Origin of the sequence: Pseudomonas sp. FP2338, from assembly GCF_030687515.1 — a bacterium.
GTDB lineage: Bacteria > Pseudomonadota > Gammaproteobacteria > Pseudomonadales > Pseudomonadaceae > Aquipseudomonas > Aquipseudomonas salomonii.
The window spans coordinates 586,667-607,170 of record NZ_CP117436.1; the positions used below are offsets into that span (position 1 = coordinate 586,667).

The 20,504-nt window shown below is 61.7% G+C and carries 18 protein-coding genes and 1 riboswitch; of the genes, 12 read left to right on the forward strand and 6 right to left on the reverse strand.

Features of this window, described 5'->3' with window-relative positions:
• Positions 1–30 precede the first annotated feature (30 nt).
• From PSH96_RS02475 to PSH96_RS02490, 4 genes are read right to left on the reverse strand one after another with little or no spacing between them, the layout of a single operon-like run.
• A complete protein-coding gene (locus PSH96_RS02475) occupies positions 31–990 on the reverse strand; it encodes a metal ABC transporter ATPase (protein WP_305457255.1) in 960 nt (319 codons plus the stop codon).
• A gap of 41 nt (positions 991–1,031) precedes the next feature.
• The gene (locus PSH96_RS02480) at positions 1,032–1,844 is read right to left on the reverse strand and encodes an aldo/keto reductase (RefSeq protein ID WP_056860551.1); all 813 of its coding nucleotides are present in this window, start codon (positions 1,842–1,844) and stop codon (positions 1,032–1,034) included.
• The gene (locus tag PSH96_RS02485; RefSeq protein WP_305457257.1) at positions 1,841–3,016 is read right to left on the reverse strand and encodes an FAD-binding oxidoreductase; all 1,176 of its coding nucleotides are present in this window, start codon (positions 3,014–3,016) and stop codon (positions 1,841–1,843) included. Before PSH96_RS02485 ends, PSH96_RS02480 begins: the two co-directional genes overlap by 4 nt.
• A 55-nt stretch (positions 3,017–3,071) precedes the next feature.
• Positions 3,072–3,407 (reverse strand): multidrug efflux SMR transporter, encoded by a 336-nt coding sequence (locus tag PSH96_RS02490; RefSeq protein ID WP_305457259.1) that lies wholly within the window; start codon positions 3,405–3,407, stop codon positions 3,072–3,074.
• Between the two features lie 103 nt (positions 3,408–3,510).
• Here PSH96_RS02490 and PSH96_RS02495 point away from each other — a divergent pair, with 103 nt between their 5' ends.
• Both PSH96_RS02495 and waaA read left to right on the forward strand, forming a co-directional pair.
• Positions 3,511–4,401: a LysR family transcriptional regulator gene (locus tag PSH96_RS02495; RefSeq protein WP_305457261.1), complete on the forward strand. Its 891-nt coding sequence runs from the start codon at positions 3,511–3,513 to the stop codon at positions 4,399–4,401.
• A 23-nt stretch (positions 4,402–4,424) separates the two neighbouring features.
• The gene (waaA, locus tag PSH96_RS02500; protein ID WP_305457263.1) at positions 4,425–5,702 is read left to right on the forward strand and encodes a lipid IV(A) 3-deoxy-D-manno-octulosonic acid transferase; all 1,278 of its coding nucleotides are present in this window, start codon (positions 4,425–4,427) and stop codon (positions 5,700–5,702) included.
• Between the two features lie 121 nt (positions 5,703–5,823).
• Here waaA and PSH96_RS02505 read toward each other — a convergent pair whose 3' ends face one another.
• Complete coding sequence (locus PSH96_RS02505) at positions 5,824–7,263, reverse strand: TolC family outer membrane protein (RefSeq protein ID WP_305457265.1); 1,440 nt, start codon at positions 7,261–7,263, stop codon at positions 5,824–5,826.
• A 196-nt stretch (positions 7,264–7,459) separates the two neighbouring features.
• Positions 7,460–7,565, forward strand: a riboswitch (TPP riboswitch).
• A 147-nt stretch (positions 7,566–7,712) separates the two neighbouring features.
• Here PSH96_RS02505 and thiC point away from each other — a divergent pair.
• Both thiC and cytX read left to right on the forward strand, forming a co-directional pair.
• On the forward strand, positions 7,713–9,602 hold the full coding sequence (gene thiC / locus PSH96_RS02510; RefSeq protein WP_305457267.1) for a phosphomethylpyrimidine synthase ThiC: 1,890 nt from the start codon (positions 7,713–7,715) through the stop codon (positions 9,600–9,602).
• 139 nt (positions 9,603–9,741) lie between these two features.
• The gene (cytX, locus tag PSH96_RS02515; protein ID WP_305457269.1) at positions 9,742–11,031 is read left to right on the forward strand and encodes a putative hydroxymethylpyrimidine transporter CytX; all 1,290 of its coding nucleotides are present in this window, start codon (positions 9,742–9,744) and stop codon (positions 11,029–11,031) included.
• On the opposite strand, the gene PSH96_RS02520 is transcribed toward cytX, so the two are convergent.
• Positions 11,000–11,746, reverse strand: coding sequence for an RsiV family protein (locus PSH96_RS02520; RefSeq protein WP_305457270.1), 747 nt, complete (start codon positions 11,744–11,746; stop codon positions 11,000–11,002). The two genes, cytX and PSH96_RS02520, sit on opposite strands and share 32 nt — an antisense overlap.
• Before the next feature lie 194 nt (positions 11,747–11,940).
• Between PSH96_RS02520 and PSH96_RS02525 the strand changes: the two genes are divergently transcribed.
• The 8 genes from PSH96_RS02525 to parC all read left to right on the forward strand — a co-directional run bounded on the left by PSH96_RS02525 (position 11,941) and on the right by parC (position 20,425).
• The gene (locus tag PSH96_RS02525; RefSeq protein ID WP_305457272.1) at positions 11,941–12,558 is read left to right on the forward strand and encodes an NUDIX domain-containing protein; all 618 of its coding nucleotides are present in this window, start codon (positions 11,941–11,943) and stop codon (positions 12,556–12,558) included.
• Positions 12,549–12,998 carry a DUF1249 domain-containing protein gene (locus tag PSH96_RS02530; protein WP_017138485.1) on the forward strand — a complete coding sequence of 150 codons (450 nt, stop codon included), beginning with the start codon at positions 12,549–12,551 and terminating at the stop codon, positions 12,996–12,998. Before PSH96_RS02525 ends, PSH96_RS02530 begins: the two co-directional genes overlap by 10 nt.
• Positions 12,999–13,084: 86 nt before the next feature.
• Complete coding sequence (gene cpdA, locus PSH96_RS02535; RefSeq protein ID WP_305457274.1) at positions 13,085–13,900, forward strand: 3',5'-cyclic-AMP phosphodiesterase; 816 nt, start codon at positions 13,085–13,087, stop codon at positions 13,898–13,900.
• A 179-nt stretch (positions 13,901–14,079) separates the two neighbouring features.
• On the forward strand, positions 14,080–14,688 hold the full coding sequence (locus PSH96_RS02540; RefSeq protein ID WP_056860542.1) for a YqiA/YcfP family alpha/beta fold hydrolase: 609 nt from the start codon (positions 14,080–14,082) through the stop codon (positions 14,686–14,688).
• Positions 14,689–14,732: 44 nt separating this feature from the next.
• Positions 14,733–16,637, forward strand: a complete 1,905-nt coding sequence (gene parE, locus PSH96_RS02545) for a DNA topoisomerase IV subunit B (RefSeq protein ID WP_305457278.1) — start codon at positions 14,733–14,735, stop codon at positions 16,635–16,637.
• The gene (locus PSH96_RS02550; protein ID WP_305457280.1) at positions 16,637–17,632 is read left to right on the forward strand and encodes an esterase-like activity of phytase family protein; all 996 of its coding nucleotides are present in this window, start codon (positions 16,637–16,639) and stop codon (positions 17,630–17,632) included. Before parE ends, PSH96_RS02550 begins: the two co-directional genes overlap by 1 nt.
• Positions 17,629–18,150, forward strand: a complete 522-nt coding sequence (locus tag PSH96_RS02555; protein WP_058422427.1) for a TIGR02281 family clan AA aspartic protease — start codon at positions 17,629–17,631, stop codon at positions 18,148–18,150. The genes PSH96_RS02550 and PSH96_RS02555 overlap by 4 nt, the downstream gene beginning before the upstream one ends.
• Before the next feature lie 10 nt (positions 18,151–18,160).
• A complete protein-coding gene (gene parC / locus PSH96_RS02560) occupies positions 18,161–20,425 on the forward strand; it encodes a DNA topoisomerase IV subunit A (protein ID WP_305457282.1) in 2,265 nt (754 codons plus the stop codon).
• Positions 20,426–20,504 lie beyond the last annotated feature (79 nt).

Genomic DNA, 20,504 nt, shown 5'->3' on the forward strand with positions numbered 1-20,504 from the left:
ACACAAGCTGGCGCCCACATTGGATTTGCGTCAGCCCCTGGCCTTTTTCTTCGGCACGATCTTGCGCAGCACACGCTGCGCCAATCGCTTCAACTTCGACTCCTTCTCAGGCTCCGCCAAGCCTTGCTGACGCAGCCAGTCCTTCCAGCGAATGCGCTCATCGCGCACCAGCCAGCCTTCCTGCTGGGCGAAGCTTTCCGCCAGGTATAAGCCGCGTGTGCTGGCCGGATACAGCTGGTCTTTCTTGACGGTGTACAGCTCGGCCAGCGGCTGGCCATCCTTCAACGGCATCAGGTACAGGTCGGGCCGCTGACGGTCCAGGCGTGCCACAAGTTGGTCGCCTTCGAGGCGTTCATCCACATGGAACAGGCTCAAGGACTTGGCTTCCTTGGGGACTTCCAGGCGCAAGTCATAAATCAATTGCAGCGACGCGGTCGGCAAATGCACGTAAGCCCGTGGGCGCTCGATCAATTGCATGGTGGCGCAGCGCACCGGGCGAGCGGCGCCGGACAGCGGGCTCAAGCGAAACGGCAGGGCTTCACGGTAATGCAGGGCGGCGGAGTAGGGCGCGGGCAGCCAGGTGTCATTGAAGCGCCCGCCCAGCCAGCCTTCGGGTGTCTCCAGCAGGCATTCTTCGGCAATTTCCTGGATGGCGGTGTGCAGCGGCAGGTTCAGTTCGTGGGCGGGGACGTAGCCGGAGATCAGCTTGAGCACCACGTCGCCACGGTCCTGGCGGCGTTGGCGCACCAGTACCCAGTAATCCTTGTTCTGCCAATGCAGGGTCAGGCGCACCGACACGCCGAGGTTGGCCAATTCCAGGGCGAAACGTTCAGGGTCTGCCACCTCCACCGGTTTGCGCCGTTGCAGGGTCTGGGCGAAGTTGAGCGGCATGCCCACGCTCTGGTAACTCAGGCCTTCGGGGGTGGCTTCGACGTGCAGCGGCAGTGTCTTGAAGTTGCTGGGGTTTTTTCTAATCAGCGTTCGCGGCATGTCGGCTCCTTCTTGCGACGGGGTCGGCCGCGTGGGCGGCATCAGAGTTGACGGATGACTTGGGCAGCGGTCGCCACGTTGTGGGCCAGGTGCAGCGGGTTAATGGTCCCGACAATAGCACTGGCGACACCCGTTTGCGCAAACAACAACATGAAACTGGCGCGAATTGGATCCATTCCTGGCTCAAGGCACACGTGGCCGCTGGCCAGGGCCTTTTTCACCAGGATGCCTTTGCCGTGGGCGGCGGCGTAATCGATCACGGCTTTCTCGGCCTGTTCATTCAGATTGTAGGTGACCATCGCGCAATCACCTTGTTCCAGAGCCTTCACGCCGCCTTCGACGGTTTTGCCGGAGAAGCCGAAACCACGGATCTTGCCCTCTTTTTTCAGCTGCGCCAGGGTCTCATACACCTCGCAATCGTTGAGGATATGCAGGTCATTGCCATCAGAGTGCACCAGCACCAGATCGATGAAATCCGTTTCAAGTCGTTTCAAGCTGCGCTCGATGGACATCCGCGTATGTGCGGCGCTGAAATCATGATGGGACACGCCGTCGGCAAACTCTTCGCCGACCTTGCTGACAATCACCCAATCGTTGCGCTGACCGCGCAACAGCGGCCCCAGGCGTTCCTCGCTGCGGCCGTAAGCCGGCGCGGTGTCGATCAGGTTGATGCCCAACTGCTGGGCCTGGCGCAGCAACATCCGCGCTTCGTCGTCATTGGGGATCTGAAAACCGTTGGGGTATTTCACCCCTTGATCACGGCCCAGCTTGACGGTGCCCAGGCCCAGTGGCGAAACCAGCAGGCCGGTGCTGCCCAGCGGGCGATGCAGGTCGTGCAGGGTTGGCAGGCTCATGGCAACAGTTGCTCCCAGGCAGGTTGGCCGAGGGCCGGTTTTGGAAATTCAGGCAGCGCGTCGCTGGCGCTTGGGCGGATGCCGTCGCGTTCGAGGGCGTTGAGTACGCGATCGGCGAAGTCCGGTGCCAGCGCCAGTTTGGTCGGCCAGCCCACCAGCAAGCGGCCTTGCTCGGCGAGGAAGGCATTGTCGGGGCGGCTCAGGCCCGATTGCAGCGGCTCGGCACGGTCGACGCGCAGGGTGGCCCATTGGGTCTGGCTCATGTCGATCCACGGCAGCAACTGCCCGAGCTCTTTTTGCGCAGTGGCGATCTGTTCTTGTGGTGTGCGGGCCACGCCATCCGCCTCGGCGATATCGCCGCCCATGTACCACACCCAGTTGCCGTCGGCAGCCGGGTGAGTGGTGATGGTGAGGCGCGGCTTGGTGCCGCCGCCCAGGCAGTGCGCATACAGCGGCTTGAGGCCCGGGCCTTTGGCGATGATCATATGCAGTGGGCGGGTTTGCATGGCCGGCTGGCTCAGGCCCAGAGCGCTGAGCAGGTCAGCCGTGCCGCCACCGGCACTCAGCACGATGCGCTGGGCGCGGATCTCGCGGCCATCGACCTTCAGGCCCACCAGCGTGTCGCCTTCCAGCAGCGGTTCGATATGTTGCCCGGCGAGCAGGCCGTCGCCGGCCAGTTGCGCCAGGCGTTCGATCAGGCTGGGTACATCGATGACCAGTTCGGCCAGGCGATAAACCTTGCCCTTGAAGCGCCGGTCTTGCAGGGCAGGCGGCAATTCGTCGCCCTTGACCTGATCGACGCGGCCACGCACGGCTTTACTGGCGAAGAAGCTGGTGAGGTTGCCGGCGATCGTGCCGGGTGACCACAGGTAATGGGCTTCGGAGAGCAAACGCACGCCGGTCAGGTCCAGCTCGCCGTTACCCGCCAGGGCTTCACGCCAGCGGCGCGGCATGTCGGCAATGGCTTCGGACGCACCGGTGAGGGCGCCGTGCAGGGCGTATTTCGCGCCGCCGTGGATGATCCCCTGGGATTTCACGCTTTGCCCGCCGCCCAAGGTAGCGCTTTCCACCACCACCGTGGAAAACCCCTGGCGGCGCAGGCGTGCGTTAAGCCAGAGGCCGGCAACCCCGGCGCCGACAATCAGAACGTCGGTGGAAATAACGGATGGCATCGGCGACCTCAGTGTTCAAGACAAGAGCCGCAGTATACAGGCTGTAGCGTGGCGGTCAGTGCCCGGCGGTTTTCGAGAACAGCTGAATCACCACCACACCCAGCACAATCAGGCCCATGCCCAGCATGGCCGGTACATCCAGCTTCTGCCCGTAGATAAACAGCGCGGCGATACTGACCATCACAATGCCCATCCCGGCCCAGACCGCGTAGGCGATGCCTACCGGCACCGTGCGCACCACCAGCGTGAGCATCCAGAAGGCCACGCCATACCCCACAATCATCAGCAACAGCGGAATCGGCGTGCTCAAGCCCTTGACGGCTTTCATGGAAACGGTGGCGATCACTTCCGAGCAGATGGCAATGGCCAGGTAAACGTAGGCAACATTCATGGGGGAATCCTCGGTGTGATACGTGCTTGATTAGGTCCGCATTTTAACCCTTTGCGAGATGAGATAAAGTCATTACCTATCCGATTTAAAGATGGGTTGAGTCATGAGCGTGCAATGGAACCTGGAACAGATGCGCCTGTTTGTCAGCGTCGCCGAGCAGCGCTCGTTTTCGGCGGTGGCGCGTGGGCAGCGCAAGGCGCAATCGGCAGTGAGCAATGGGATCGCCCTGCTGGAAGCGGACTTGGGTTTGAGCCTGTTCGAGCGCAGCAGCGGCCGTCAGCCCCGCCTGACTGAAGCCGGCAGTGTGTTGCTGGAAGAGGCGCGCGAGGTGCTGCGCCAATGTGAACGGCTCAATGGAAGGGCGTTGTCACTGACCCGTGGTGAAGAAGCCTGCCTGCGCCTGGCCCAGGATGAAGCCATGCTGTTCCAGCCGGTGCTCGACAGCCTCGAGGCGCTGGCCCGGCAATACCCGCTGCTGGAGGTGCAACTGTCCAGCGCCGCGCAGGGCGATGTGGCGCGCAAGCTGGTGGAGCGCAAAGCCGACCTGGGCTTGCTGTTCTATCACGACCAGATCCCCGAAGCACTTGAGCGGCGTGTGGTGGGCAGTGTGGAAATGGTCACGGTGTGCGGTGTGAATCATCCGCTGGCCCAGGACAACTACGTGACCTGCCAGCGCCTGGCACAGTTTCGCCAATTGCTGATGTCGACCCAGACCAGCGTGTACCCCGGCAGCGAAGCCGCGAGCCCCTTGGTGTGGCGTGCCGACAGCTTCTACGTATTGGCCGAATGGCTGATGAGTGGCCTGGGCTGGGCCTGGCTGCCTCGGCACATCGTGCAGTACCCGGCCTATCAACAGCAGATGGTCGAGCTGGACAGCGAATGGACGCCGCCGGCGCTGGTGGTGGAGCTGGTCTGGCGCCGCGATGAGCATCTCGGCCCGGCCGCACGCTTTTTGACCGAGCAATTTGCCGAGTGCTTGCAGGCGATCGACTGAAAAAGCCGATAAACTCCGCCGCCATGAATAGAACTCTCTACAGCTGTCTGTTTTACCTGGCGCTGCCGTTGGTGGCTTTACGTCTGTGGCTGCGTGCGCGCAAGGCGCCGGCGTATGCAAAACGGATAGGCGAGCGGTTTTCCTATGGCCTGCCGTTGATGCAGCCGGGCGGTATCTGGGTGCATGCGGTGTCGGTGGGCGAAAGCATTGCCGCCGCGCCGATGATTCGCGGGCTGATGGAGCGCCACCCGACGCTGCCGATCACCGTCACCTGCATGACGCCCACCGGCTCTGAGCGTATCCAGGCGCTGTTCGCCAATGAACCGCGCATTCAGCACTGCTACTTGCCCTATGACTTGCCTTGCGCCGCCAAGCGTTTTCTTGATCGTGTACAGCCCAGGCTCGCCGTGATCATGGAAACCGAGCTGTGGCCCAACCACATCCATGCCTGCGCTCAACGCGGTATTCCGGTAGCGCTGGCCAATGCGCGGCTGTCGGCACGTTCGGCCAAAGGTTATGCGCGCTTCGCCAAGCTGACCGCGCCGATGCTGGCCGAGATGAGCCTGTTTGCGGTGCAGACACACACCGAAGCCCAGCGCTTTCTAAGCCTGGGCGCGCGACCGGAAACCGTTGAAGTCACCGGCTCGATCAAGTTCGACCTGACCATCGACCCTCAGTTACCGGTACGCGCCGCCGCCTTGCGCGAGCAATGGGGCGCCACCGAGCGCCCGGTGTGGATCGCCGCCAGCACCCACGAAGGCGAGGATGAAGTGGTGCTCGCCGCCCATCGCCAACTGCTCGAAAGCTACCCCAATGCGCTGCTGATTCTGGTGCCGCGTCATCAGGAGCGCTTCGGCCCGATGTTCGAGTTGTGCGGGCAACAAGGCTTTGCCACGGTGCGCCGCTCCAGCGCTGAGCCGGTGACAGCGCAGACCTCCGTGCTGCTCGGCGACACCATGGGCGAGCTGCTGTTTCTTTATGCGCTGGCCGACAGCGCCTTCGTAGGCGGCAGCCTGGTGCCCACCGGCGGCCACAACCCACTGGAGCCGGCGGCGCTGGCCAAGCCTGTGATCATGGGGCCGCACCTGTTCAACTTCCTCGAAATCAGCGCGATGATGCGTGAAGCCGGGGCGTTGCGTGAGGTGGAGGATGCGCAAGGATTGGCCGAAGCTGTGCGGCAGTTGTTCGAACTGCCGCAGGATGCGCGCAAGATGGCAGAGGCGGGATTGAAGGTGATGCAGGCCAACCAGGGCGCCCTCAAGCGCTTACTGGAGGGTTTGGACAAACTGCTCAATCACTGAACCAACACGGACCAACATGTGGGAGCTGGCTTGCCTGCGATAGCATCAACTGGGTATGTCTGATGTACCGAGTTGCCTGCATCGCAGGCAAGCCAGCTCCCACATGGGTTTTGCTGTGTTGTTAATACCCGGGGCGAGCCTTGAGCTGCTCGGCGGCGGCCTTGGCCAGATCCGGCGGCAGAAAATCCTTGTCCGGGTTGTAGTCAGCCTTGAGGTAACGCGTCAGGTCCTGCAAATCTCCTGGGCTGAGCGTGCCCGCCGCCTGCTTCAAGCGCAGGTTGTCGAGAATGTAGTCGTAGCGGCTGTTGTTGTAGTTGCGCACCGACGAGTACAGCTGGCGCTGTGAATCCAGCACATCGACGATATTGCGCGTACCCACCTGATAACCGATTTCCGTGGCTTCCACCGCGCTCTGGTTGGAGATGATCGACTGGCGGCGCGCCTGCACCTGCTCCACATCGGTGTTCACCGCACGGTGCAGATTGCGGGTGTTTTCTACTACCTGGCGGCGCAGGCCTTCGCGTTGCTGTTCGGTCTGATCGAGGCGTGAATAGGATTCGCGCACCTGCGAGTTGGTCAAGCCGCCGCTGTAGATCGGGATATTCAGGCGCAGGCCGATGGTGCGCTGGGACACATCACCGCCGTACGGCACGGGCAACTGGTTCGGGTTGCTGAAACCCAGCGCGTCGTTGTCGCCTTTCTCGTATTGCGCCACGGCGTCGAGGGTCGGCAGGTGGCCGGCCTTGCGCTGGCGCAGGGTTTCTTCGGCTGCGGTCACGGCGTAGTTGCTGGCCAGCAAGTTCAGGTTCTGGCGGCCGGCGGTTTCAACCCAGGACTTGGCGTCGTTCGGCGCCGGCGGCAGCACCGGCAGCGTGTGCACGATGCCCTGGATCGCGTTGTACTGGCGGTTGGTCAGAGTGATCAGCGCTTCAAAGGCGTCGTCCACCTGGCGTTGGGCGACGATGCGGTTGGCGCGGGCGGTGTCGTAGCTGGCCTGGGATTGCAGCACGTCGGTCTTGTCCGACAGGCCCACATCAAAGCGTTCGTTGGACTGGTCGAGCTGGCGTTTGAAGGCGTTTTCTTCGGCCTTGGTCGAGGCCAGGTTGTCCTGGGCGCGCAGCACGGCGAAGTAGCTTTCGGCGCTTTGCAGGATCAGGTTCTGTTCGGTCGCCGAGAGTTGCAGCGCAGCTTGTTCGTTGACGGCTTCGGCGGCTTGCAACTGGAACCAGCGGTCAGCGCGGAACAGCGGCTGGCTCAAGGTCGCACGCCAGGAATGCGCGTCACGGTTGGCGGTGGCTGCCGGTTGGTGGATCTGGGTGCGCACGTTGTTGCTGTCGGCACCGGCCGACAAGTTGGGCAGCAAGCCGGCGCGGGCCTGGGGCACCACTTCTTTTTGTGCGCCGTATTGCGCACGGGCGGCGGCCAGGTCGGCGTTGTTGTTCACCGCTTCCTGGTAGACGCTGACCAAGTCGGTTTTGGCGGACAAGGGCGCTTCAGCTGCCCAGACCATTCCATTGGTCGCACAAGACACGGCAAGAGCCAGTGAGAGTTTGCGCAGCATGAGGCGATCCCTAGTGTGAATATTACGGCTGTAATTAAGCGCCCAAGGCTAAGGCTGGCCATTCCTGGCGTCAAGCATTGTGACGACGCCCGAGTGTAGTGGCGCTGACCCCGCGCAACAATCCCGCAATCACGCCATTCATCACGCTGAATACACGGCTATTGGCAATTTGCCCACGCCATGGTCTAGACTGGCCGCGTTCTTGTCGGGGTGCCTTGTTGGAAGGCTGAGATCGGTAAATACCGGATCCCGTTGAACCTGATCAGGTTAACGCCTGCGTAGGGAACAAGATTTCTCGTCACCCGGCGAGTCCTCTTGTGCTTCGTCCGGGATGTTGTTCGACAATCGAACAGCCCTCGTGCCTTGCACAGCACTGGTTTCAGTGCGTCCATCCGTCACAGGTTCGCTCCGACAAAAATCCACCGCCTGGATAAGTTGGAGAGCCCGTGATGACTACAAAACTAAAAAATACCGTGCACCTGAGTGAATCGGCCAAGGTCGACGCAGGTTCCGTGCAGCCGTTTACCCGCTCGCAGAAAATCTACGTACAAGGCACCCGCCCGGACATCCGTGTGCCGATGCGCGAAATCAGCCTGGACGTGACCCCCACCGATTTCGGCGGTGAAATCAACGCGCCGGTAGTGGTTTACGATACCTCCGGCCCGTACACCGACCCCACTGTCATCATCGACGTGCGTAAAGGTCTGGGCGATGTGCGTTCGCCATGGATCGAAGTGCGTGGCGACACCGAGCGCCTGCCCGGCCTGAGTTCGCACTTCGGCCAACAGCGCCTCAGCGATGCCGAACTCACCGCGCTGCGCTTCGCCCACGTGAAGAACCCGCGTCGCGCCAAGGCCGGCGCCAACGTTACGCAAATGCACTACGCGCGCAAAGGCATCATCACCGCCGAGATGGAATACGTCGCCATCCGCGAAAACATGAAGCTTGAAGAGGCCCGTGCCAGTGGCCTGCTCGACCAGCAGCACGCCGGTCACAGCTTCGGCGCCAGCGTGCCGAAAATCATCACGCCTGAGTTTGTGCGCGAAGAAATCGCCCGTGGCCGCGCGATTATCCCGGCCAACATCAACCACACCGAACTGGAACCGATGATCATCGGCCGTAACTTCCTGGTGAAGATCAACGGCAATATCGGCAACAGTGCGTTGGGTTCGTCCATTGAAGAAGAAGTGGCGAAACTGACCTGGGGCATCCGCTGGGGTTCGGACACGGTGATGGACCTGTCCACTGGCAAGCATATCCACGAAACCCGCGAGTGGATCATCCGCAACTCGCCGGTGCCGATCGGCACCGTTCCGATCTATCAAGCCCTGGAAAAAGTCGGCGGCGCCGCCGAAGACCTGACGTGGGAGCTGTTTCGCGACACCCTCATCGAACAGGCCGAGCAGGGCGTCGACTACTTCACCATCCATGCCGGCGTACTGCTGCGCTATGTGCCGCTGACTGCCAAGCGCGTGACCGGCATCGTGTCCCGTGGCGGTTCGATCATGGCCAAGTGGTGCCTGGCGCACCACAAAGAGAACTTCACCTACACGCATTTCGACGAAATTTGCGAAATCATGAAGGCCTATGACGTCAGCTTCTCTCTCGGCGACGGCCTGCGCCCAGGCTCTATTGCGGACGCTAACGATGCAGCGCAATTCGGCGAGCTGGAAACCCTTGGCGAATTGACCAAAATCGCCTGGAAACACGACGTGCAAACCATGATCGAAGGCCCCGGCCACGTGCCGATGCAGTTGATCAAGGAGAACATGGACAAGCAGCTCGAATGCTGCGACGAGGCGCCGTTCTACACCCTCGGCCCGCTGACCACCGACATTGCGCCGGGCTATGACCACATCACCTCGGGTATTGGTGCGGCGATGATCGGCTGGTTCGGTTGCGCCATGCTCTGCTACGTCACGCCCAAGGAGCACTTGGGTTTGCCGAACAAGGATGACGTGAAGACCGGGATCATCACCTACAAGATCGCCGCGCATGCTGCGGATTTGGCCAAAGGGCATCCGGGCGCGCAGATTCGCGACAATGCCTTGAGCAAGGCGCGCTTCGAGTTCCGTTGGGAAGACCAGTTCAACCTCGGCCTGGACCCGGACACGGCGCGCTCTTATCACGACGAAACCTTGCCGAAAGATTCGGCCAAGGTCGCGCATTTCTGTTCGATGTGCGGGCCCAAATTCTGCTCGATGAAAATCACCCAGGAAGTACGCGAGTACGCCGCCAACCAGCGCATTGAAGCGGTGGATGTGGACGTGGCCAAAGGCTTGGCCGAGCAGGCGCAGCGGTTCAAGCAGGAAGGCAGTCAGCTGTACAAGAAGGTCTGACACGCAATTGGAGGTGCCTGTACGGGCCTCATCGCGGGCAAGCCCGGCTCCCACATTTGAAATGCGTTCAAGTGTGGGAGCCGGGCTTGCCCGCGATAGCGATCTGACAAACAACACCTGTCCCTCAGAGATAACACCCTTGAGCATTCAACCGAGTACTTACTCCCCTGAAATCGCGGTGCCGGCTGACAAACGCGTGTTCGGCGCCCGCGACCTGTTCTCCCTGTGGTTCTCCCTCGGCATCGGCCTGATGGTCCTGCAAACCGGTGCCTTGCTCGCGCCGGGCCTGGGCTTGTCCGGCTCGTTGCTGGCGATTTTCCTCGGCACGCTGGTCGGCGTATTGCTGCTGGCCGCCGTCGGTGTGATCGGCAGCGATACCGGCCTGTCCGCCATGGCCGCGCTCAAACTCAGCCTTGGCAGCAAGGGCGCGAGCCTGCCGGCACTGCTGAACCTGCTGCAATTGATTGGCTGGGGCTCGTTCGAGATCATCGTGATGCGCGACGCCGCCAGTTTGCTCGGTACGCGCGCGTTCAACGAGGGCAGCCTGCTCGCTAGCCCATTACTGTGGACCCTGTTTTTCGGTGGCTTGGCGACTTTGCTGGCAGTCAGCGGTCCTTTGACGTTTGTGCGGCAAATCTTGCGTAAATGGGGCATCTGGCTGCTGCTCGCCGCCTGCCTGTGGCTGACCTGGAACCTGTTCGCCAAGGCCGACCTCGCGGCGTTGTGGGCCAGGTCCGGGGATGGCTCGATGCCGTTTGCGGTGGGGTTTGATATCGCCATCGCCATGCCGCTGTCGTGGTTGCCACTGATCGCCGATTACTCACGCTTCGGCCAGCGCGCCAAAAGCGTGTTCGGCGGGACGGCGTTGGGCTTCTTTATCGGTAATTTCTGGCTGATGAGCCTGGGCGTGGCCTACACCCTGGCGTTTGCGCCCAGTGGTGAAGTAAATGCGCTGTTGCTGGCGCTGGCCGGTGCTGGCTTGGGCATTCCGCTGCTGCTGATTCTGTTGGACGAGTCGGAAAACGCCTTTGCCGATATTCACTCGGCGGCGGTGTCCAGCGGTATGTTGCTGCGCTTGAAAGTCGAGCACCTGGCTTTGGCCATCGGTGTGATCTGCACCTTGATCGCCTGCCTGGCGCCGTTGGCGCAGTATCAGAACTTCCTGCTGCTGATCGGCTCGGTGTTTGCGCCGCTGTTCGGCGTGGTGCTGGTGGATCACTTTATCCTGCGCCGGCGTGGCCAGGGCACGGTTGCCAACCTGCATTGGCCAGCGCTGGTGGCCTGGCTGGGTGGCATCGCCACCTATCACGTGCTGGCCAACCTGTATCCGGATATCGGCGCAACCCTGCCGGCACTGGTACTGGCAGGGTTGTTACAGCTGGTGTTAGGGCGTGCGGTCAGTGGCGCGCAGGCATCAGCTCAGGCTTGAGCACGCCGGTGAGGCGCGCATAGGGGATGGTCATTTCGATCAGCCCCAGTGCGTAAGGGGCGATGGTGCTCACGTTGTACTTGAGTACCACACCGGCGCTGGTCAGGGCCACGTTCGGGGTTTTCTGGAACGGCCAGCTCTTCACAAACTCCGGATCGCGGTCCATCTGCGAATTGATCAGCCAGGTGTTGTGGGCGACTTTCGCGGTGTTCCAGAACGCCTGTTCCTGGCCCGGCAGCAGCATGTCGGCCAGGCTCAGCTCTTTGTGCAGCAGGCGTGAATAGTTGATGAAACCGCGGCCGGGCTCGCCGTGGGCGGTGCCGGTATCCAGATAACTGGACACTTCAACGATCACCAGTCCGTCATGCTGCTCACGTACCTTGGCTTGCAAGTACATGCTGTTGCGGTTCGGCGACTCACGCAGGAACTTGTCACGGTAGGCATTCAGGGTCGGCGGCACGCTGGCGCCGGGCGTGGTGCGGGTCATTTGCAGCAGGCGTTGCTCAACAATGCTGTCCAGCTGCGGCTCGCTGGGGAAGTGCACGGTGTCGATGTTCACCAGCGGGCATTCCGGGCTGTTGCAGCCGGGTTTGATCTGTTCGGAAGTGTCCGGCTTGGTGTCCAGGGGCTTGAGGTAGCTGGGCTGGAACAGGCTCTGGCAAGCGCCCAGAGTCAAGGCAATACAGGCCACGGAGGCGATTTTTAAAAGCGACATGTGCGTCCTTCGGAAATCGATGGAAAGCGAAAAAGAGTAGCGCTTCGACTGCGAACAAAGCCGTCAGTTCGCCACTAAGCTGATTAGAGTGAGTTTGACGCTCGCCGTCTATCCCGGCAACCGGAAAGGGGCTGCATCAAGGGCCATGGGCGCGTTAGGATGGCGCCAATTGCACCTGCGTAACGAGGAAGGATATGACGGACATTGCCAAATCGACGCCGAACACCATCGAGATCGTTCAGCGCGACAATGCCTACAAGGGCTTCTACCAGCTTGACCGCGTGCAACTGCGCCACGAGAAGTTCGATGGCGGCATGAGCCGGGTGATCAATCGTGAAGTCTTCGTTCGCCATGACGCGGTGTGCGTGTTGCCCTACGACCCGCAGCGCGATGAGGTGGTGTTGATCGAGCAGTTCCGTATCGGCGCCATGGGCCGTACCGGCAACCCATGGCTGGTGGAAATGGTCGCGGGGCTGATTGATAAGGACGAACAACCGGAGGAGGTTGCACGCCGTGAGGCCGAGGAGGAAGCTGGCCTTACGTTCTCTGCGCTGTGGCCGATCACCAAATATTTCCCGTCGCCCGGTGGCAGTACCGAATTCGTGCACTTGTATCTGGGCCGTTGCGACAGCTCAGGTGCAGGTGGCGTCCATGGACTGGAAGAAGAAGCAGAAGATATCCGTGTCACCCCCTGGGCATTTGAAGATGCCCTGCAAGCGGTGCGTGACGGCAAAATTTCCAACGCAGCCAGCATTATCGCCCTGCAATGGCTTGCGCTTAATCGCGCGGAAGTGAGGGGGTTATGGCAGTAAAGGCACGGGAACGATACCGAGTTGACCTGATCGGGCTGCAAGCGGCCTGCGAGGCCAACTACGCGCGGCTGATGCGCCTGCTCCCCGACATGCGTCACGCGCCTGAGGCGCGGCGTATTGCCGTGACCCATGGCGACCAGATGCTGGGCGTGCTGACCCTTGAGGTCATCGTCAACTGCCCGTACACCACCACCCTGCGGGTGCGCCAGGAGCACAGCCTGCCCTGGCTGCCGGTGCCGCAACTGGAGGTTCAGGTGTATCACGATGCACGCATGGCCGAAGTCATCAGCGCCGAACATGCGCGACGCTTTCGCAGCATCTATCCTTACCCGAATGTGTTCATGCACCAGCCCGATGAGAAAGCACAACTCAATGTGTTCCTCGGCGAATGGTTGAGTCACTGCCTGGCCCTGGGCCATGAATTCGAAGTCGTGCGCTAGATGTGAACTGCGTCTTTCCTCTTTGTGTCCTGCCCCAGCATAATCGCTCTAACTGACCATTCCTGTGATTGCCCTGGGAGAGCGCCTTGCCGAGCGTATCCACCGTGAACCCTGATGCGCCGGCGCTGCTGGTGCAGTTGTCCGACAGCCACCTGTTTGCCGAGGCCGACGGTTCGCTGCTGGGCATGAACACCCACGATAGCCTGCAGCGCGTGATCGAGTTGGTGCGCGAGCAGCAGCCGCAGATCGATCTGGTGCTGGCCACGGGGGACTTGTCCCAGGACGGCTCGCTGGCGTCTTACCAGCAGTTTCGCGACCTGACCGGGCAGATCGACGCGCCGGCGCGCTGGATTCCCGGCAACCACGACGAGCCGCAGGTCATGGCCCATGCCGCCGTGCACAGTGATTTGCTTGAGCCGGTGGTCGACATTGGCCATTGGCGCGTCACTTTGCTGGATTCGGCGGTACCGGGCTCGGTGCCCGGTTACTTGCAGGACCAGCAACTGCAATTGCTCGCCCAGGCCCTGAGCGAAGCGCCAAGCCGTCATCATCTGGTGTGTTTTCACCATCATCCGGTCTCCATCGGTTGTGCGTGGATGGAGCCGATCGGCCTGCGCAACCCTGAAGCCCTGTTTGCCGTACTCGACCGCTTCCCGCAGGTAAAGGCGGTGCTGTGGGGCCATGTGCACCAGGAAATCGACCGCGAGCGCAACGGCGTGCGCCTGCTGGCGTCGCCGTCTACCTGTATCCAGTTCACGCCGGGCAGCGAGGACTTCAAGGTCAGCGAACAGGCGCCAGGGTATCGCTGGCTGCGATTGCATGCCGACGGACGGTTGGAGACGGGTGTGGAGCGGGTCAAGGACTTCGCCTTCACCGTCGACTACGGCAGTAACGGCTACTAAAACGTTGCAAACACGGATCAACATGTGGGAGCTGGCTTGCCTGCGATAGCGGTGTGCCAGTCAATCACTAGGTGGCTGATACACCGCCATCGCAGGCAAGCCAGCTCCCACATTCGATCCGCATCTGTCTGTATTCCCTGTAAACTGCGCCTCTTTGGCTGATGCACGGAGAGCCCCGCATGTCCGCTTCGATTCTATATATCCACGGTTTCAACAGCGCGCCTGCGTCCAACAAGGCCACCCAGTTGACCACCGTGATGGACAGCCTCGGTTTGAGCGACCAACTGCGTGTGCCGGCCCTGCATCACCATCCGCGTCAGGCGATTCCTCAATTGGAAGAGGCCATTGCAGAACTGGGGCGGCCGCTGCTGGTGGGAAGCTCACTCGGCGGCTACTATGCAACCCATCTTGCCGAACGCCATGGCCTCAAGGCGCTGCTGGTGAACCCGGCGGTCAGCCCGCATCGGATGTTTGATGGTTACCTGGGCACCCAGAAGAACCTCTACACCGATGAAACCTGGGAGCTGACCCACGACCACGTCACGGCCCTGGCCGAACTGGAAGTGCCGGCGCCCCAGGACGCCGCGCGTTATCAGGTGTGGTTGCAGACCGGGGACGAAACCCTGGATTATCGCCTCGCCCAGCAGTATTACCGGGCCTGTGCCTTGCGCATCCAGGCCGGTGGCGACCATGGTTACCAGGGGTTCGCCCAGCAATTGCCGGCCATGTTGAGTTTTGCCGGCATTGGCGCAGATCAGTATCAATCCTTCGACTTTGCAGCACTGTAAAGTCCAAGGTTACTTTTTAATCGAACGACTCACGACGAGACCCCATGGCCACTCCCAGCGCTAGCTCTTATAACGCCGACGCCATCGAAGTCCTCTCGGGCCTCGACCCGGTGCGCAAACGCCCCGGCATGTACACCGACACCAGTCGGCCGAACCACCTTGCCCAGGAAGTCATCGACAACAGCGTCGACGAAGCCTTGGCCGGGCACGCCAAGTCGGTACAGGTCATCCTCCACGCCGACCATTCCCTGGAAGTGTCCGACGATGGTCGCGGCATGCCGGTGGACATTCACCCGGAAGAGGGTGTGTCGGGCGTCGAGCTGATCCTTACCAAGCTCCATGCCGGTGGCAAGTTCTCCAACAAGAACTACCAGTTCTCCGGTGGCTTGCACGGTGTGGGTATTTCCGTGGTCAACGCCCTGTCCACGCTGGTGCGGGTCAAGGTCAAGCGCGACGGCAACGAGTACCAGATGACCTTCGCCGATGGCTACAAGGCCACCGACCTGGAAGTCATCGGCACCGTCGGCAAGCGCAACACCGGCACCAGCGTGTACTTCGCGCCGGACCCGAAATACTTCGATTCGCCAAAATTCTCCATCAGCCGCCTCAAGCATGTACTCAAGGCCAAGGCGGTGTTGTGCCCGGGCCTGCTGGTCAGCTTTGAAGACAAAGGCACCGGCGAAAAGGTCGAGTGGCACTACGAAGATGGCCTGCGCTCCTACCTGGAAGACTCGGTCAGCGACTTTGAACGCCTGCCCAACGAGCCGTTCTGCGGCAGCCTGGCGGGGAATAAAGAAGCCGTCGACTGGGCGCTGCTGTGGTTGCCCGAAGGTGGCGACAGCGTGCAGGAAAGCTACGTCAACCTGATCCCCACCGCCCAGGGCGGCACCCACGTCAACGGTTTGCGTCAGGGTTTGCTGGACGCTATGCGCGAGTTCTGCGAATACCGCAGCCTGTTGCCACGCGGCGTGAAGCTGGCGCCGGAAGACGTGTGGGAGCGCATCGCGTTCGTGCTGTCGATGAAAATGCAGGAGCCGCAGTTCTCCGGCCAGACCAAAGAACGTTTGTCGTCCCGTGAGGCGGCGGCGTTTGTCTCCGGTGTGGTCAAGGACGCGTTCAGCCTGTGGCTCAACGAGCACCCGGAACTGGGCCTGGCCCTGGCTGAGCTGGCGATCAATAACGCCGGCCGTCGTTTGAAGGCCAGCAAGAAAGTCGAGCGCAAGCGCATCACCCAGGGCCCGGCACTCCCAGGCAAGCTGGCCGATTGCGCCGGGCAAGACCCGATGCGCTCCGAGCTGTTCCTGGTCGAAGGTGACTCCGCCGGCGGTTCCGCCAAGCAAGCGCGGGACAAAGAGTTCCAGGCGATCCTGCCGTTGCGCGGCAAGATCCTCAACACCTGGGAAGTCGACGGCAGCGAAGTCCTGGCCAGCCAGGAAGTGCACAACATCGCCGTGGCGATTGGTGTAGACCCGGGCGCGGCGGACATGAGCCAGCTGCGCTACGGCAAGATCTGCATCCTCGCCGACGCCGACTCCGACGGCCTGCACATCGCCACCTTGCTCTGCGCGCTGTTTGTGCAGCACTTCCGCCCGTTGGTGGATGCCGGCCACGTCTACGTCGCCATGCCGCCGTTGTACCGTATCGACCTGGGCAAAGAGATTTACTACGCCCTCGACGAAGCCGAGCGCGATGGCATCCTCGACCGCCTGGTGGCCGAGAAGAAACGCGGCAAGCCGCAGGTCACGCGATTTAAAGGCCTGGGTGAGATGAACCCGCCGCAGCTGCGCGAAACCACCATGGACCCGAACACTCGGCGCCTGGTGCAGTTGACCCTGGAAGACTTCGCCGGCACGTCGGAAATGATGGACATGCTGCTGGCGAAGAAGCGTGCGCCGGACCGCAAAGCCTGGCTGGAGTCCAAGGGTAACCTGGCCGAGGTACTGGGCTGATGCGCACAGGCTTCGCCCTGGCGATCCTGATGTTGAGCGGGTTGGTGGCCACCCAAGGCGTGGCCGCGCCCGTGGCTGAGCTTAAATTAGTCTCCGAACACCCGGTGGACGGCATGCGCGGTGGCAACCTGTCGGGCCTGGCGCTGTGTGGCCAGGACCTATGGACGGTTTCCGACCGCGATGACGACCAGATCTACCGTCTCGATATCAGCGCGCCGACCTGGAAGGCCGAAACCGTGAAGATCGAGGTGCCGCCGGTGCCGGAGTCCGGTCTGCCTTGGGGCTTGCGCTCGCGCACCAAGGCTGCGTCGTTCATTCGTGGCGGCGACCTGGATTTTGAAGGCATCACCTGTGACGCCGCCGGCAACCGTTACATTGTCAGTGAAGCCCATGCGGCGGTGCTGCAAGTGCCGGTGAACGGTGCGCCGCAATGGTTGAAGATTGCTCCGGGCATGGTCCGCGAAGCGCGGGCCAGTGGGATGTTGCTGCACTTCAATGCCTTGTTCGAAGGTTTGGCGATCAACCCCGAAGGCAATCAGATCTGGCTGGCCGCCGAGCGTGAGCGACGAGGGTTGATCTCGATCAAGCGTGGCCAGAGCGTGTGGGATTGCGACGGGCCCTGTGTGTTGCTGAGCGAGGCCGGCCAGGAAGTGCAGCCGGCACAGTTCACCAACGCCAAGGCGGTGTCCAAGGACTTTGCCGACCTGGCGCTGTTCAACGGCAAGCTGTTTACCCTGGAACGCAATGCGTTCCAGATTTGCCGGCGCGATGCGGTCACGGCCAAAGTCGAGCTGTGCTGGTCGTTTGCCGACGAAACCCTGGCACCGAACCGGCGTTATGCCCAGCCCTATGGCCTGGCCGAGGCCCTGGTCATGGATGCAGAAGGGGCGTGGTTGGGCATCGACAATAATTTTGGCCCGCGCGCCGACGGTGAAAAGCGCCCGGTGGTCTATCGTTTTGCCGCGCCGGCCGGTGGCTGGGGCGCGCAACCATGACGGCAGCGCCGCCCGGCAAACGTGCCGGACGTGTACTGATGTTCGTGGCATGGGGCGCCGGGCTGTTTTTGGCCACGCGTTTTTTTGGGCAGTGGGAAGCGCGTCAGGAAAACCCCAATGCCGTGGTGACCTCGGAGCAGCACGAGGGTTACATCGAAGTGAAATTGCTGGGCAACGGCCAAGGGCATTTTGTCGCCAGCGGCCAGATCAACGGATCGCCGGTGGAGTTTATGCTCGACACCGGCGCGACCGATGTGGCGGTGCCGGCCGAATTGGCCGACCGCCTCGGGCTCCAACGTGGCCCGCCCGTAACCTTGAGCACCGCCAATGGGCGTAGCCAGGGCTACCGCACCCGCCTTGATCGCCTGAAGTTGGGCGATATCGTCCTGCAGGACGTGCGCGCGCTGGTGGCGCCGGGCCTGGGCGGCGAGCAGGTGCTGTTGGGCATGAGTGCATTGAAACAACTTGAATTTACCCAGCGCAGCGGCACCATGCTGCTGCGCCAGACCAAACAATGATGAGGCCCGCATGAGTGACATCCTCGCAGACAGCTTAGATGGCGTAGAACGCCGATCGCTGGCTGACTTCACCGAAAATGCCTACCTCAACTACTCCATGTACGTGATCATGGACCGTGCCTTGCCGCATATCGGCGACGGCCTGAAGCCCGTGCAGCGGCGCATTATCTACGCCATGAGTGAGTTGGGCCTGGACGCAGATTCCAAGCACAAGAAATCGGCGCGTACCGTCGGTGACGTGCTCGGTAAGTTCCACCCCCACGGCGACTCGGCCTGCTACGAAGCCATGGTACTGATGGCCCAGCCGTTCAGCTACCGCTACACCTTGGTGGACGGCCAGGGTAACTGGGGTGCGCCGGATGATCCCAAGTCCTTCGCTGCCATGCGTTACACCGAGGCGCGCCTGTCGCGTTACTCGGAGGTGCTGCTCAGCGAGTTGGGCCAGGGCACAGCGAACTGGGGGCCGAACTTCGACGGCACTTTGGACGAACCGCTGGTGTTGCCGGCGCGTTTGCCGAATATCCTGCTCAATGGCACCACTGGCATCGCGGTCGGCATGGCCACTGATGTGCCGCCGCACAACCTGCGCGAAGTCGCGACTGCCTGTGTGCGTTTGCTTGATGAGCCAAAAGCTACGGTCGAGCAGCTCTGCGAGCATATTCAAGGCCCGGATTACCCGACCGAAGCGGAAATCATCACGCCGCGTGCCGACCTGCTGAAGATGTACGAGACCGGCAAGGGCTCGGTGCGCATGCGCGCGGTTTACCACATTGAAGACGGCGACATTATCGTCACCGCACTGCCGCACCAGGTGTCCGGTGCCAAGGTGCTGGAGCAGATCGCCGCGCTGATGCAGGCCAAGCCGTCGAAATTGCCGCAAGTGGCTGACTTGCGTGATGAGTCCGACCACGAAAACCCCTGCCGCATCGTGATCATCCCGACCAACAGCCGGGTCGACCACGAAGTGCTGATGCAGCATCTGTTCGCCAGCACCGACCTTGAGTCCAGCTATCGGGTCAACGTCAACATCATCGGCCTGGACGGCAAGCCGCAGCTGAAAAACCTGCGCAACCTGCTGCTGGAATGGCTGGAGTTCCGCGTACAGACCGTGCGCCGCCGCCTGCAATTTCGTCTCGACAAGGTTGAGCGCCGCCTGCACCTGTTGGACGGTTTGCTGATCGCCTACCTCAACCTGGATGAAGTGATCCACATCATCCGCACCGCTGAGCACCCGAAAGCCGAGCTGATCGCGCGTTTCGAGCTGAGCGAGATCCAGGCCGACTACATCCTCGACACCCGCTTGCGTCAGTTGGCGCGGCTCGAAGAGATGAAGTTGCGTGATGAGCAAGACGCGCTGCTCAAGGAGCAAGCCAAGCTGCAAGCCCTGTTGGGCAGCGAATCCAAGCTCAAGAAGCTGGTGCGCAGCGAACTGATCAAAGACGCCGAAACCTATGGCGATGACCGTCGTTCGCCGATTGTCGAGCGCGCAGAAGCGAAAGCTCTGACAGAAACCGAGCTGCTGCCTAACGAGAAAATTACCGTCGTTCTGTCGGAAAAGGGTTGGGTTCGTTCCGCCAAAGGGCATGATATTGACGCCACCGGCCTCTCGTACAAGGCTGGCGATGGTTTCAAGACCGCTGCGGCCGGGCGTTCCAACCAGTTTGCGGTGTTTATCGACTCCACCGGGCGCAGCTACTCGGTGCCCGCGCACACCTTGCCATCGGCACGCGGGCAGGGCGAGCCGCTGACCGGGCGCCTTACGCCGCCACCGGGGGCGAATTTCGAGTGCGTGCTGCTGCCGGACGACGATTCGCTGTATGTGATCGCCTCCGACGCGGGTTACGGTTTTGTGGTCAAGGGTGAAGACCTGCAGGCCAAGAACAAGGCGGGCAAAGCGTTGTTGAGCTTGCCGAACAACGCCAAGGTGATCCTGCCGCGCACCGTGGAAGACCGCGAGAGCAATTGGCTGGCATCGGTGACCACTGAAGGGCGTTTGCTGGTGTTCAAGATCAGCGATTTGCCGCAGTTGGGTAAAGGCAAGGGCAACAAGATTATCGGGATTCCCGGGGAGCGCGTGGCCAGTCGCGAAGAGTACGTGACCGACATCGCGGTGATCCCGGAAGGCTCTACCCTGGTGCTCCAGGCCGGCAAACGCACGTTGTCTCTGCGCCCTGACGACCTTGAACACTACAAGGGTGAGCGTGGCCGACGGGGTAATAAACTGCCGCGTGGCTTCCAGCGCGTGGATGCTTTGCTGGTGGAAACGCCTGTTTAAGGCGGATTAGAGGGCTCGATCTACGATTTAACGCGTAGATCGCCGCTTTCGCGCTGGAGTCAGGGCGCATATTCACGGA